Source organism: Janthinobacterium aquaticum (assembly GCF_009208565.1).
In the GTDB taxonomy this organism is placed as follows: Bacteria; Pseudomonadota; Gammaproteobacteria; order Burkholderiales; family Burkholderiaceae_D; genus Janthinobacterium.
Genome location: NZ_WFLK01000012.1, coordinates 107,100 through 121,133, shown reverse-complemented (window position 1 = coordinate 121,133; position 14,034 = coordinate 107,100). Strand labels below are relative to the sequence as shown.

Here is a 14,034-nt window from a genome sequence, read left to right as displayed (position 1 = left end):
TCCTGTACCACTTGGTTGGTGTAAGTCAAAGCTCTATGGCTTGTTGCACTAGGATGGTTGCGGCTCCGGGGCGATCACAGTCGGGTCATGTCGTCCTCCATCTCAATGGGTCGCCACGGCGCGGCCGGCTGCGTCAAACAGATGGGCATGGCCTTCTTCCGGTGCAAAGCCGATCGCGCTGCCGGTATCGAGCGCATGGCGCATTTCGCCGTGCAGCTTGATGGCCACCGCCTGCTCGCTGCCGTCGAGCCGGGCATGGACGATCTGCGCGTCACCGAGCTGCTCGATCAGCACCACGCTGGCGCCATAGCCTTCGCCGCGTGGCGTCAGGCGCAGATGCTCGGGACGCACGCCGATCAGCATGCCCGGCTCGGCGCCCAGCGCTGCAGACAGCGCCGGCACCAGCGCTGCGGGCAGGAAGTTCATGCGTAGCGCGCCGATAAAGCCGGCCACGAACTGGCTGGCCGGCTGGCGGTACAGCTGCAGCGGCGCCCCAACCTGTTCCAGGTGGCCGCCATGGAATACGGCCACGCGGTCGCCGAGCGTCATCGCCTCGACCTGGTCATGCGTGACATAGATCATGGTGGTGCCCAACTCCTGGTGCAGCTTGGCCAGTTCGATGCGGGTCTGCACGCGCAGCGAGGCGTCAAGGTTCGACAGCGGCTCATCGAACAGGAACACCTTGGGCTGGCGCACGATCGAGCGGCCAATCGCCACGCGCTGGCGTTCGCCGCCCGACAGCGCCTTGGGCTTGCGTTCGAGCAGATGGGTGATCTGCAGGATCTCGGCCACCTTGTCGACCGCCTTGCGCACGGACTGCGACGGCTGGCCAGCGAGCTTCAGCGCAAAGCCCATGTTCTCGCGCGCCGTCATGTGCGGGTACAGCGCATAGCTCTGAAACACCATGGCAATGCCGCGCTCGGCCGGCGGCACATCGTTGGCCAGCATGTCGCCGATACGCAGCTGGCCGGCGCTGATGTCTTCCAGGCCGGCGATCATGCGCAGCAGGGTCGACTTGCCGCAACCGGACGGCCCGACAAACACCATCAGCTCGCCGTCGTGGATATCGAGATCGAGACCCTTGACGATCTCGGGACCGTCGCCATAGGTCTTGCGGATGCCGCGCAGGGAAATGGCCGCCATCTCAGCCCTCCCCGGCCAGCGCCATGGCCGGCGCTTCTGCGTGCGCGGCGCGCTCGCTGGCGATCAGGTCCCGGTACCACAGCGCGCTGTCCTTGAAGGTGCGCTGCTGGGTGGCGTAATCGACATACAGCAGGCCAAAACGCTTGGCGTAGCCGGAATTCCATTCGAAATTGTCCATCAGCGACCAGTAGAAATAGCCGCGCACGTCGATGCCCTGTGCAATCACGGCGCGCAGCGCGTCCAGATGCAATCGCACATACTCGATGCGCGGCGCATCGTGCACGCGGCCCTGCTCGAGCCGGTCGGCCACGGCCATGCCGTTCTCGGTGATATACACGGGCGGCAGGCGGTACTCGCGGTGCAGCCCGACCAGCAGCTCGGTCAGCCCCTGCGGATAGGTTTCCCAGCCCATATCGTTGAGGCCCAGTTTGGCCTCGGGTTTTCTCGGCGGCGTCTCGCCGCTGACAAAAGCGCGCGTGTAATAGTTCACGCCAAGGAAGTCGATGGGCTGTTTAATATCGTTGAAATCGTTTTCAAAGATGGCCAAAGTTTGTGTATCGGGATGTTTCAGGGCCAATGCCGGGTAGCGGCCCTTGAAGATGGCGTCCATATACCACTGCACCGAACGCGCATATTCCATCTCGGCCAGATCGCGGTCCTGCGCGCTGTCGGTGGCCGGCGTGGCGGTCCACTGATTCAATACGATGCCCAGCTGCGCCGACGGCTTGACGCTGCGCATGGCCTGCATCGCCAGCCCGTGCGACAGCAGCAGATGGTGCGACACCTGCACGGCGGCGACCGGATCGGCGATGCCGGGCGCAAACTGGCCGGTTGCATGGCCCAGCACCGCCGTGCACCACGGTTCGTTATGGGTGGCGATAGTGGCCACGCGGTGCCCGAAGCGGCGCGCCACTTCGGCGGCATAGGCGGCAAAGTGGTAGCAGGTGGCGCGATTGAGCCAGCCGCCCTCGTCCTGCAGCGCCTGCGGCAGATCCCAGTGATACAGCGTCAGGTGCGCGGCCAGGCCCTTGGCGGCCAGCGCGTCGAGCAGACGCGAATAAAAATCGAAGCCCGCCTCGTTCCAGGCACCCGAGCCGCTCGGCTGCACGCGCGACCAGGACATGGAAAAGCGGTAGGCGCCCACGCCCAGGGACGCAATCAGCTCCACGTCTTCGGCATAGCGGTGGTAATGGTCGCAGGCCACGTCGCCGTTACTGCCATCGATGATCTTGCCCGGCTCGTGGCTGAAGGTGTCCCATATCGAGGGCGCACGCCCGTCGACCGCGGCTGCGCCCTCGATCTGGTAGGCGCTGGTGGCCACACCCCAGGTAAAACTGGGGGGGAAGTGAATATCGATATCGTCGTTATGCATGAGTGTCAGCTCGGCTGGTTGGGAGTGGAATGACATGAAATGGTATGGAATGACTTAGCCTTTGACGGCGCCTTGCGTCAGCCCTTCGATCAGGCGGCGCGAGGCCACAAAAAACAGTAGCAGTAACGGCAGCACGGCAATCGCGGCGCCCGTCATCAGCGCGCCCCACTCCGTATTGTTGGGCGCCTGCATGCTGCGCAGCGCCAGCGGAATGGTGTAGTTCTCGACCGAACGCATGACCACCAGCGGCGTGATGAAGTTGTTCCAGGAGTTGATGAACGTGATCAGGCCCAGCGTGCCCAGGGCCGGGCCGATCAGCGGCAGCACCACGCGCCAGTAGATGGCAAATTCGCCGCAGCCGTCGATGCGCGCCGCCTCGATCAGGTCTTTCGGAATGGCCGTGCCGATATACTGGCGCATCAGAAAAATGCCCAGCGCACCGGCCGCACCTGGCACATACAGCGCGCGCGGCTGATCGAGCCAGCCGAGGAAATCCATCAGCATAAAGGTCGGGATCATGTTCATGAACGACGGGATGATCATCGAGGCCATCACCAGCGTAAATAATGGACGCTTGAAGCGGAACTCGTACATGGCAAACGCGTAGCCACCCAGCGAACAGAAAAACAGCGTGAGCGCCGTCGTCATCAGGGCCACATACAGGCTGATGCCGATATTGCGCCAGAACGGCAGGCGCTCCTGCAGCAATTCCAGGTTATTCCACAGCGCCGTGCCGAACCAGCGCGGCGGCGGCAGGCTGTAGATCTCGGCGCTGGTATGGGTGGCAAACACGAACATGAAATAGAACGGCGCCACCATGATCATGGCGCCGACGGCGACCATGGCGTAGGCCGACCAGCGTGCACCAACGTGGTTGGCGGATCGGTTCTTGACGGCGCTCATCGCTTTCCTTCCTTGAAAATACGGTTGTTGACCCAGGTGGTGCTGGCAATGATCAGGAACAGCAGCCAGGAAATGGCCGACGCGGTGCCGAAGTCGCCCGATGAAAACGCCGTCTTGTAGACAAAGATGGCAGTCGTCATCACCGACTGGCTCACGCCACTCGACTCGGCCACCAGCACGAACGGCTCCTCGAACAGCTGCAGGTTGCCCATGATGGTCAGCGTCACGGCCAGGTAGATCATCGGGCGCAGCTGCGGCAGCGTGATGTACCAGAACTGCTGGCGTGGCGTGGCGCCGTCGATGGTGGCCGCCTCGTACAGGTCCTTCGGGATCACCTGCAGCGCAGACAGATACAGCACCAGATTCCAGCCCAGATAACGCCAGAAAATCACAAAGGCGACAGCCGGCTTGATAAACAGCGAGCTGCCCAGCCAGTCGATCGACTCGCTTGGGAACAGGCCGCCGACCAGCGGCAGGCTGGCGCACCATTGCAGCAGCACGTTGATCTGGCCGTATTCGCGCGAGAACAGCGTATTGAACACCATGGCAATGGCCACGCTGGAGGTAATGAACGGCAAAAAGTAGATGCCGATGACCAGGTTGCGCGAGCGCTTGAGGCGGTGGTGGATAAATGCCGCCAGCGGAATGGCCACCAGATGCTGCGGCACGCCCGAGGCCAGCGCCAGCCAGACGGTGTTGCCCAGCGAGCGCAAAAACCACGGGTCGCTCAAGGCATATTTGTAGTTGTCGAGCCCCACCCACTGCATCGCCTCGATGCCGCTGGCCGCTTCCCACTGGTTGAACGACAGGTAGATCGAAAACAGCAGCGGAAACAGGCTGAAGACGGCAAACAGGATAAAGAACGGGCTGATGAACAGGTACGGCGCCCATTTCCTGCTGTCGAAGCGCTTTTTCGCCGGACGTGACGAGGCCTGCGCCAGCTGGTCCCGTGTCATGGACGGCGATGGCGTTGAAGGATGATTCATGGCAGCTCCTAGCGGCGCGCGCGGTGGGTGATCAGGGCCTTGGCGTCAGCCAGCGCCTGCTTGATATCCTTGTTTTGCGCCAGCACGCTTTCCAGTTCCATATTGACGATATCGCGCGCCACGGCGTCGAATTTGTCGACACGGATTACGGGGATCTTCGCGGCCGTGTCGCGCGCCAGCAAGCGCGTTTTCTGGCCGCCGAAGTAGGCCTGCGGCTCGTCCATCATCGGGTCGGCGTAGGCCGCTTTCAGGGCTGGAAAGGCGCCGATCTCACCCAGCGAATGGAGCTGGATGTCCTTGTTGACCGTCATGAACTTGATGAACTCCCAGGCCTGCGCCTTGTTGGCGGCCTTTTTCGGGATGCCGTAGAACGAGCCGCCATACGACGCCAGCGCCCCTGCCGGCAGGCTGGCCGCCCGCCACTGCCCTTTTGAGTCGGGCGCCAGCCACTTGGCCAGGTGGCCGCTGAGCCAGGAGCCCATCATCTGGCTGGCCACCTTGTCGCGCTTGAAGCCTTCGGCCCATTCACCGGTCCAGGCCACCGTGCGCGCATCGATACCGGCCACGCGCGCCGCTTTCGCCAGCTCGAACGCGCGCACAAAACGGGGCGAATCGACCAGTACCTGGCCCTTGTCGCCGAAGTAGATGCCTTCGCCGTCCTTCAGGTTGGCGCGGATAACGATATCGGCCAGGTCGCTGGCGCCGGCCAGCAGGTACACGCCGGTGGCGGCCTTGAGCTTCTTGCCGGCTGCGATATACGACTCCCACGAGGCAGTCAGGTCGCTTTCCTTGATGCCGGCCTTGTCCATCAGGTCCTTGCGGTAGAACAGCGTGCCCGGCCCCAGATCGGCCGGCATGGCGCCCAGCGCGCCACGCGAGCTTGTCGCCTGCACAAACGTAAATGGCACGAACTGTGCGCGGTACTGGCCGGCGCTGTACGGCGCCTGCAGCAGGTCTTCCATGCCACGCGACTCGGCAAAACTGCCCACGTAGCGAAAGTCGATCGCCATCACGTCCGGCAGGCGCGCGCCGGCCGCCAGCGCGGTGGTCATGGAATTGTGATGGTCGTCGATCTGCAGGCTGACCAGCTTGACCTTGACCTGCGGGTACATCTTTTCCCAGATCGGCAGCGCGCTTTTGACGGCGCGGTCGAGATCGGGAAACGATGCGACGGTAATGGTGGCAGGGGCCAGCGGCGGCAGGACTGGCGCTGGCGCGGTTGCGCTCGATGGCGCGGTTATGGCCGATGCTGCAGGACGGGCAGGCGTCGCCGGTGTGGCCGGTGTGGCCGCGTAGGCACTGGCGGCCAGCGTACCGGCGGCCAGCGCGACCAGAGAGCTGGCGCCCAGGATGCTTGACTTCATTGATTTTGTCTCCGTTTTTGAGCGTCTTCTATTTTGAAAACGTTTTCACAACATGGCTTCATTTAACACCGCAATAAAACGCAAGTCAACCAAAAATGTTGTCATTTTATTTTATCGGACTTGTCTGACGGCACGCTTGCAAGCCTTTTCTCCTATGAAGATAGAAAAAAAATTGCTGTTGTTTTTTATGAAAACGTTTTCAAATTACGGTTGATGATCTTGCTACCCTCAACGCATTCAGGAGAACGCGTAGGTCGGATTAGGCTCCGCAGGGGCCGTAATCCGACAATACCGTTGACGCCAACAATGTTGTCGGATTACGCGCTGCGCGCTAATCCGACCTACGTGATCTGCGCATCAGGATGCGACCAGGCGATTCTGCAACCGGCATTTGCAGCGTTGAGGTTACGGCGGGCGGCAGCTATCTCTCCTCCCAGCCCAGCCCGCAATGTGATACGCTACCCTGAAAAGGTTTTCAGAACACTGAAAGCCTGCCACTTGAATCCAGGATCTGCCTTGAACGACACCAGCCACGCCGCCCCACCTTCCACCCTGCTCGACGTGGCGCGCCAGGCTGGCGTCTCGCCCAGCACGGTGTCACGCATTCTCAACGGCACGGCGCGGGTGTCGGACGACAAGCGTGACGCCGTGCTGGCGGCCATTGCTCAGATGAAGTTTGCACCCAACCAGATGGCGCAGGCGCTCAAAAAAGGCCGCTCGATGACGATCGGCATCGTGGTGCAGGATATCTCCAGCCCGTTTTTCGATGAAAGCCTGCGCGGCGTCGACGATGGCCTGAAAGACACCGGCTACGCGTCGGTGATCGTCAGCGGCCACTGGAATGCGCAGGAGGAAGCCGACCGTATCCGCCTGCTGCTGGCGCGCAAGGTCGACGGCATTATCCTGCTGTCGGGACGCATTTCGGACGACAGCGTGCTCGAGTTTTCGCTGCAGCGCCCGGTGGTATCAACCGGCCGGCAACTGGCCACCACCAGCGCGATCGGCTTCAAGCTCGACAACGAATACGGCGCCTGGCTGGCGGTGCGCCACCTGATCGAACTGGGGCACCGCCGCATTGCCTTTATTGCCGGCCCTGCCAACAACACCGACGCGGCTGAACGCCTGGCCGGCTACCAGCGCGCGCTGCGCGAAGCCGATATCGCGCTTGAACCGAAACTGGTGGCCGAGGGCGATTTCCATGAAGCGAGCGGCATGCTGGCGATGAACCATCTGTTCGACACGCAGCAGCAGTTCAGCGCCGTGTTTGCCGCCAACGACCTGTCGGCCTACGGCGCGCGCCTGTGCCTGTACCGCAAGGGCATCCGCGTGCCTGACGATATTTCGCTGGTCGGCTTCGATGACCTGCCCGGCTCGTCCTATACCACCCCGCCTTTGACCACCATCCGCCAGCCGCTGTACGATATCGGCCGCATTGCCACCGAAACGCTGCTCGGGCTGATCCACGGCGAAACCGTGCGCGCCGCTGTCCCGCCGCTCGAACTGGTGGTGCGCGAAACCACGCGCCGCGTGCGCGGCTGATCGTCATATCACAATTTGCGTGCGCGCTTCAGCAACGAAGTGCCATCCGCTTTACAATAGTGGTTCGTTCAGCAAGAATACTTTGCTCGACTGTCCGGCCGCGGCCGGATTGACCGAACAATCACCATAAAGGACATCACATGGAACATACCCTGCCACCACTGCCGTACGCTATGGACGCCCTGGCGCCACATATCTCGAAAGAAACGCTGGAATACCACTATGCCAAGCATCACCAGGCGTATGTCACCAACCTGAACAACCTGATCAAGGGCACCGAGTTCGAGAACCTGTCGCTCGAAGAGATCATCAAGAAATCGTCCGGCGGCATCTTCAACAATGCAGCCCAGGTATGGAACCACACGTTCTACTGGAACGGCATGAAGCCAGCCGGCGGCGGCGCACCTACCGGTGCCGTGGCTGACGCGATCAACGCAAAATGGTCGTCGTTCGACAAATTCAAGGAAGAATTCACCAAGTCGTGCGTCGGCAACTTCGGTTCCGGCTGGACCTGGCTGGTAAAAAAAGCCGACGGTTCGGTTGACATCGTCAACACCTCGAACGCTGGCTGCCCGCTGACCACCGGCGACACCCCGCTGCTGACCTGCGACGTCTGGGAACACGCCTACTACATCGACTACCGCAACCTGCGCGCCAAGTACGTTGAAACGTTCTGGGGCCTGGTGAACTGGGAATTCGTCGCCAAGAACTTCGCGTAAGCGCGTTTTTGCCGATACGACAGGCCGCCCCTGCGGCCTGTGTTGCAAGAAGAAGCCTTTGCCGCTGGCACTGGCTTCTTTTTTTATGGCTGCAGAACCCTGCTGGTTACTGCCCCTGCTGCAGATGCCGGTCGACCGGCGCCGCCACCTGCGCTGGCACTGCGTTTCATCACGGTCTGGGTCCCGCCTGTGCCGCCATTTCGACGTTTTATCGCATGCCGGTGGCGATGCCAGGTTGATCATATTAAAGTTCACTCATCGCAGCACGCAAGACAGTCAACCAGACCAACCAGGGAGCATAAAATGAACATCGCCAAATACATGGAAGCCATCGTTATCGCCGTTATCGCCGTGGCGGCCGCCGCCAGCATGGCCACCGCTTCGGTGCCGTCACTGCGCACCGCGCAAGCGCCGGCCGTCAGCGAAGTGGTCACGCATGTGGTCTACGTCAGCGCCAAACGCCTGAGCGCCGAAGAAAAAGCAGCGCTCTAAGCGAGCGACTCAGGACGGCTTGCGCGTCAGCCTGTCGATTACCTGCAGCATCAGCGCAAACAGCGCGGCATACACGATGGCGCCGGTCACCCACACCAGCAGTGCGGTAAGAAAACTGCTCCAGATCCAGGTGACGACAAACAGGATCGGGCTGCTGAACACCGTCAGGTAGCCGCTGGTAAACAGAAAAATACCATTGGCGCCAAGGAAGCCGTTGCGCGCGCCGTTGATTTCAATCCAGCTTGCCAGCAGCAGGATGCCCACCACCGCACCACCCCAGATCATCCAGAATACCTGCATATCGTTTCCTTGTCGGCCGCATGCCCATGACCTTGCTGTCTCGCATGCCAGTCACTATTTTACTGCCTGTCTGGCAACTTGTGCGCGTTGCCGTCGAGGCCTGAACACAAGACCGCAGTCGAACTGGCTGGTCTATAATCGATTTTTGCATCCACTGCTTTCTATCGCCGCTCCCCATGCTTTTTCAACCGCTGCGCTACCTGATTGCCGCCCCGCTGGCGGCACTGCATCTGTTCTGTAGCGCAACCGCTCCCACGCCTTTGCTATCGGACTACACACACAATGCCTGGGGCGCCGTGCAAGGGGCACCGGTCGATGTACTGAAATTTGCGCAGGGGCGCGACGGCTGGCTGTGGATCGCCACTGCCATCGGCCTGTACCGCTATGACGGCGTGCAGTTCGAGCGCACCGACAGCGTGTATGGCCATCGCCTGCCGTCGAACAATGTGCTGGGCTTGGCCGCCACCGCCGACGGCGCGCTGTGGGTCGGTTACCGACTGGGCGGCATCAGCGTGTTTCGCCCGCAGAGCAGCCGCACCTATGGCGCCGCCGACGGCTTGCCCACGGGCGCGGTATTCCATGTCGAAGTGGCGCCCGACGGCGCCATCTGGGTCGGCACGCGCGATGGCGCGGCGCGCCTGGCGCCGGGTGCGCAGCGTTTCGAGATGCAGGGCGAAAACGTCAACCTGCCATCGCGGCGCGTCTACCAGATCCTGTTCGGACGCGATGGCACGCAGTGGATGGGCACCGCCGATGGCGTGTTTTTTCGTCCGCCCGGCAAAGTTACATTCAGCCACGCCTGGCCGCGCCCCGGCATGCTGGCCAGCATGGCCGAAGGGCCGGACGGCACCATCTGGGCCGTCGACACCAGCGACAATTATTATCGCGTGCGCCGCTCGGCGCCAGCCGATGGCACAACCATCAAGCCCGATGCACACGGCACCGGCATGCGCTTTGACCGCAGCGGCCAGATGTGGCTGATGCAGCGCGACGGGCTCGAGCGCAAGTTCGTGCCTGGCGACCCGATGGCGCCAGCGCAGCGGCTGACGCGCCAGAACGGCATCAGCGGACCGCTGCCGCAATCGAGCTACCAGGATCGCGAAGGCAATCTGTGGTTCGGCACCAGCGCCGGGCTGGATCGGCTGCGCCCCAACCGCCTGAAAACACTGGCGGTAGCACAACCGTTTGACCATCCCGGCATGCTGCCAGGCCCCGATGGCTCGGTCTGGATCGGCGACTATGCGGGCGATATCGGCAGCTATACCGCCAGCGGCCTGCAAAAACGCGAACTGCCCGGCCACCTGTCAGCGAGCTACTGGGCCGCTGACGGCACGCTATGGCTGGGCAATGACGAGGGCCTGCGCCGGCGCGGGCGCGATGGCCGCGTCACCGCCGTGGCCGCGCCGGCCGAAGCGCATGGCCTCGACGCCCAGGCCCTGCTGCAGGAAAGCGACGGCGCCTTGTGGGCATCGTTCTCCGGCGCCGGCCTGTTCCGGCTGGCGCATGGCAGCTGGACGCGTGACGGTGGGCTGACCGGGCTGCCCACCTCGCTGACAACGGCCATGGTGCTGGGCGCCGACGGCACGCTATGGCTGGGCAATGCCGACAATATCATTACGCAGGTAGCGCCGCCCAATGGCGAGGGCAAGCGCAGCACGCGGCGCATCGGCAGCGCCGATGGACTGCAGATCGGTACCGTGCTGCAGCTGTACCGCGACGGTGAGCATATCTGGGCCGGCGGCGAACATGGCGTCGCGCTGTACCAGGCAGGCCGCTTTGCCGCCTTGCACGGCGTGCAGGGTGAAACCTTTCGCGGCATATCGGGCATCGTGCGCCTGCCGGCCGGTGACCTGTGGCTGCATGGTGCCGACGGGCTCTATCATATTGACGCACCGAGCATGGCCGCCTGGCTGGCCGAGCCTGCCCTGCCCGTGCCTTTTGAACGCTTCGACGCGCTCGATGGCCTGCAGGGACACGCCGCGCAGTTACGCCCGGTGCCCACGCTGATGCAAGGCGCCGATGGCCTGCTGTGGCTCTCTACCGGCAGCACCATCGCCACGCTCGATCCGCACCATATCCGGCGCAATGCGCTGGCGCCGCCGGTGCAGATCGAGTCGCTGACGTCTGACGGCGTACGCCATGTCATCGCTGGCCGCCCGCTGCTGCAACTGCCCGAAGGCAGCCGCAATCTGCAGATCGCCTTTACGGCGCTCAGCCTGTCCATGCCCGAGCGCGTGCGCCTGCGCTACCGCCTTTCCGGCGTCGACCGGCAGTGGCAGGAAACCGGCCTGCACCGCGACGCCAGCTATACCAATCTGGCGCCGGGCAACTACCGTTTCGAGGTCGTGGCGGCCAATGAGGACCAGGTCTGGAACCACCAGGGCGCCACGCTGGAGTTTCGCATCGCGCCAACCTTTATGGAAACGCCGTGGTTTGTGGTGCTGCTGGCGCTGGGCGGCGCGCTGCTGCTGTATGGCGCCTGGGCGCTGCGCATGCGCCATCTGACGCGGCGCCTGCACGAACGGCTGCAGGAGCGATTGCAGGAGCGGCTCGACGAGCGCTCGCGCATCGCCCGCTCGCTGCACGACACGCTGCTGCAAAGCGTGCAGGCGCTGATCCTGTCGTTCCATGCGCATGTCGATGTGCTGCCTAAGGGCACGCGCGAACGGGCGCGCCTGGACGGCACGCTGAACCTGGCCGATCAGTTGCTGATCGAAGGGCGCGACCGGATCATGGACCTGCGCGCCTCGGCGTCGGCCGATGAACTGAGCCTGGCGCTGCAGCAATTCGGCAAAGGCCTGGCTGAACACCGTGCGCACGCCTTCAGCACGGAGATACGCGGACGCCAGCGCCGGCTGCAGCCGCGCGTGCACGATGAAATCTATGCCATTGCGCGCGAAGCGCTGTTCAACGCTTCACGCTATGCCGAAGCGCAGCAGCTCACGCTGGAACTGTATTACGGGGAGGATGACTTTACGCTGCGCGTGCGCGACGACGGTTGCGGCCTGGACGAGACGGTCACGCAAACGGGCCACCGCGCCGGCCACTGGGGCCTGCCCGGCATGCGCGAGCGCGCCGCCGCCATCGGCGCCAGCCTGGAGATAGTCAGCCAGCCAGGCGTGGGCACGCAGATCGAAGTGGTGGTGCCAGCGCCGCTTGCGTACTGAACGCAGCCATGGTTGGCGATCTTGTAATATTGACCTACCCGCCCATTTTTGAAAGCCCACCATGAAAAAACTGCTGCTCGCCCTGCTCGTCTGCTGCGCCGGTCCCGCCATGGCCAATTCGGCCTGCGACAAGCCGCGCAACGATTTCGACGGTCTGTATTGCCTTAACAAGGTCTACCAGGAAGCGGACAAGGAACTCAACGAGAACTTCAAAAAGCTCAATGGCAAGCTCAATGCCGAAGGCAAGCAGTCGCTCAAGTCCGGCCAGCTGGCGTGGATCAAGCAGCGCAACGAATCGTGCTCGAAGCGCGAAGGTTCGGCCTTTTATGTCAATCTCGATTGCGCCACCAGCACCACCATCGAGCGCTCGCAGTTCCTGCAGAACCGCCTGCGCGAATGCACCAGCACCGGCTGCCAGAACAGCCAGCTGTAAGCAGGCAGCCCGGCTAATACGGCAGGCGCGCGCCGTTGATGCGGCGCCAGGCCTTGTCGATGCGCGCCGCACCAGCCTGTGCGCGCGCGGCCAGGTAGCCGCGCACATAGCCGGCCTGCGGCGCCAGCGCCGGCTCCCCGCCGGCCAGCGTTTGCAGCAGACCGTCAGCCACTTCCAGGTCGTTCAGGCCGCCCAGCACATCCTGCAGCCGCCCCAGGTCGCGTTCATAGGCGCGCACGCGGCGCGGGCGCAGCAGGCTGCCAAAAAAGGTGGTGGCGTAGCGCGCTTTTTTTGCCGCAATGCGCACGCGATGGCGCTGTTCCGGCGCCGCCTGATCCAGCCCTTTGCCACGACGCAGCAGCCGGCGCTGCGACTTGCCCAGCGTGCGCCGCGCGAAGCCGGGCGCCGCCTTGTCTAACCGGCGCAGCTGGCGCCGCGTGCACGCGCTGCGCCAGGCACGCGCGTGCAGCCAGCGCTGCAGGCCCAGCATCAGCGCCGTGTAGCGCGCCCCGGCCAGCGCCGCGCCCGTATCGGCATGCGCCTGCCGCGCGCGTTCCTGCGCCGCCGTGACCAGCGGCGCCAGCATGTCGGCCTCGACTTCGCCTTTGATCTGCTCCAGCGTAGCGCCAGCCAGCACATCCCAGTCGCGCGCAGCACCAAGTGCGTCAGAGAGCCAGCTCAACTCCCGCTGCAGCTCATCGGGCAGTGCCAGCAGCGGCGCAAACATGCCCAGCGCCGAGCGCAACCGGCGCACACCGACCCGCATCTGGTGCAGGCTTTCTTCTTCGGCATGGTCCACTACCCCATCGGCATTGGCGCTGATCTGCTGCAGGCAATTGCCGGCGATCTGCACGAATGCCTGTTCCAGCGACATGGCCTCGTCCAGTGTGAGTGCCGCCGCTTTCTCCGGTCTGGGCGCGCCTGCCAGCGCAGGAAACGCCAGCCGGTAGCCGCGCTCGGCCTTGTTGATCTGCCCCAGGCGCAGCGGCACCTGCTGCTGCAGGGCCAGCGCCACATCGAACAGGCTGGCGCTGCGACCAGCTTTCAATTCCAGTTCAACTTCGCAAACGGGCGTGCTGGCGCCGTTCGCCTCGATCACGCCCTGGTCCAGCACGCATTCGATGGCGTCGCCCTCGGGCGTCGTCAACTGCCATACCGCGCGTGCGATGCGGGTGGTAAAGATGGTTTGCAGAGCCCCGCTCACCTCGTTCTGACGCAGCAGCGCACGCACCGGCTCGCGCCGCTTGACCAGCACGAGCAGCGCGTCGATCTCGGGCACGGGGCCGGCCACCGGGCCTTCCCATTCATGGCGCCGGTGCAGGCCGCCGCTGGTGTCGCCACCAGCCTTGAGCGTCTGCAGCCAGTCACTACCCACCTGGCGCACGCGCAGACCGGCCCGGTGGCGCGCCAGGTGCAGGTCGGGCGTATCGACATAGATATCGTGCAGCGCCTGCAATTGCGGCGGCGCGCTGCTGCAGGCAGCGAGCAGCGGATGTTCGGCGAAAAGCGGCGCATCGTCCTGCGCCAGCAGCAGTTTGAGTTCGATTTCCATCGCATTTTTCCCTTGATTGATACAGCCATTGTAAAACGCGTAAGGGGGCATGCACGCGTTGATT

12 protein-coding genes are annotated in these 14,034 nt (G+C 63.6%); 5 read left to right on the top strand and 7 right to left on the bottom strand.

What is annotated here, in order from left to right:
- Positions 1–102: 102 nt before the first annotated feature.
- From GCM43_RS18560 to GCM43_RS18540, 5 genes are read right to left on the bottom strand one after another with little or no spacing between them, the layout of a single operon-like run.
- The gene (locus tag GCM43_RS18560; RefSeq protein ID WP_152247019.1) at positions 103–1,143 is read right to left on the bottom strand and encodes an ABC transporter ATP-binding protein; all 1,041 of its coding nucleotides are present in this window, start codon (positions 1,141–1,143) and stop codon (positions 103–105) included.
- Position 1,144: 1 nt separating this feature from the next.
- Complete coding sequence (locus GCM43_RS18555) at positions 1,145–2,515, bottom strand: GH1 family beta-glucosidase (RefSeq protein ID WP_226929550.1); 1,371 nt, start codon at positions 2,513–2,515, stop codon at positions 1,145–1,147.
- 54 nt (positions 2,516–2,569) lie between these two features.
- Positions 2,570–3,418, bottom strand: coding sequence for a carbohydrate ABC transporter permease (locus GCM43_RS18550; RefSeq protein WP_152247015.1), 849 nt, complete (start codon positions 3,416–3,418; stop codon positions 2,570–2,572).
- Entirely contained in the window at positions 3,415–4,404 is a 990-nt protein-coding gene (locus tag GCM43_RS18545; protein WP_226929549.1) for a carbohydrate ABC transporter permease, read from the bottom strand. The genes GCM43_RS18550 and GCM43_RS18545 overlap by 4 nt, the downstream gene beginning before the upstream one ends.
- Positions 4,405–4,412: 8 nt before the next feature.
- Positions 4,413–5,768 (bottom strand): extracellular solute-binding protein, encoded by a 1,356-nt coding sequence (locus GCM43_RS18540; protein WP_152247013.1) that lies wholly within the window; start codon positions 5,766–5,768, stop codon positions 4,413–4,415.
- Positions 5,769–6,284: 516 nt separating this feature from the next.
- On the opposite strand from GCM43_RS18540, the gene GCM43_RS18535 reads away from it, so the two are divergent.
- The 3 genes from GCM43_RS18535 (at position 6,285) to GCM43_RS18525 (ending at position 8,518) form a co-directional block, all read left to right on the top strand.
- Complete coding sequence (locus GCM43_RS18535; protein ID WP_152247011.1) at positions 6,285–7,307, top strand: LacI family DNA-binding transcriptional regulator; 1,023 nt, start codon at positions 6,285–6,287, stop codon at positions 7,305–7,307.
- 140 nt (positions 7,308–7,447) lie between these two features.
- Positions 7,448–8,026, top strand: a complete 579-nt coding sequence (sodB, locus tag GCM43_RS18530; RefSeq protein ID WP_152247009.1) for a superoxide dismutase [Fe] — start codon at positions 7,448–7,450, stop codon at positions 8,024–8,026.
- Positions 8,027–8,329: 303 nt separating this feature from the next.
- Entirely contained in the window at positions 8,330–8,518 is a 189-nt protein-coding gene (locus tag GCM43_RS18525) for a hypothetical protein (protein WP_152247007.1), read from the top strand.
- A gap of 9 nt (positions 8,519–8,527) precedes the next feature.
- On the opposite strand, the gene GCM43_RS18520 is transcribed toward GCM43_RS18525, so the two are convergent.
- A complete protein-coding gene (locus tag GCM43_RS18520) occupies positions 8,528–8,818 on the bottom strand; it encodes a hypothetical protein (RefSeq protein ID WP_152247005.1) in 291 nt (96 codons plus the stop codon).
- Positions 8,819–8,994: 176 nt separating this feature from the next.
- Between GCM43_RS18520 and GCM43_RS18515 the strand changes: the two genes are divergently transcribed.
- Together GCM43_RS18515 and GCM43_RS18510 are read left to right on the top strand one after the other, a co-directional pair.
- Complete coding sequence (locus GCM43_RS18515) at positions 8,995–11,985, top strand: sensor histidine kinase (RefSeq protein WP_152247003.1); 2,991 nt, start codon at positions 8,995–8,997, stop codon at positions 11,983–11,985.
- 61 nt (positions 11,986–12,046) lie between these two features.
- On the top strand, positions 12,047–12,418 hold the full coding sequence (locus GCM43_RS18510) for a lysozyme inhibitor LprI family protein (RefSeq protein ID WP_152247001.1): 372 nt from the start codon (positions 12,047–12,049) through the stop codon (positions 12,416–12,418).
- A gap of 13 nt (positions 12,419–12,431) precedes the next feature.
- Here the strand turns inward: GCM43_RS18510 and GCM43_RS18505 are convergent, their stop codons facing one another.
- Positions 12,432–13,970 (bottom strand): CYTH and CHAD domain-containing protein, encoded by a 1,539-nt coding sequence (locus GCM43_RS18505; RefSeq protein ID WP_193315676.1) that lies wholly within the window; start codon positions 13,968–13,970, stop codon positions 12,432–12,434.
- Between the last annotated feature and the right edge of the window lie 64 nt (positions 13,971–14,034).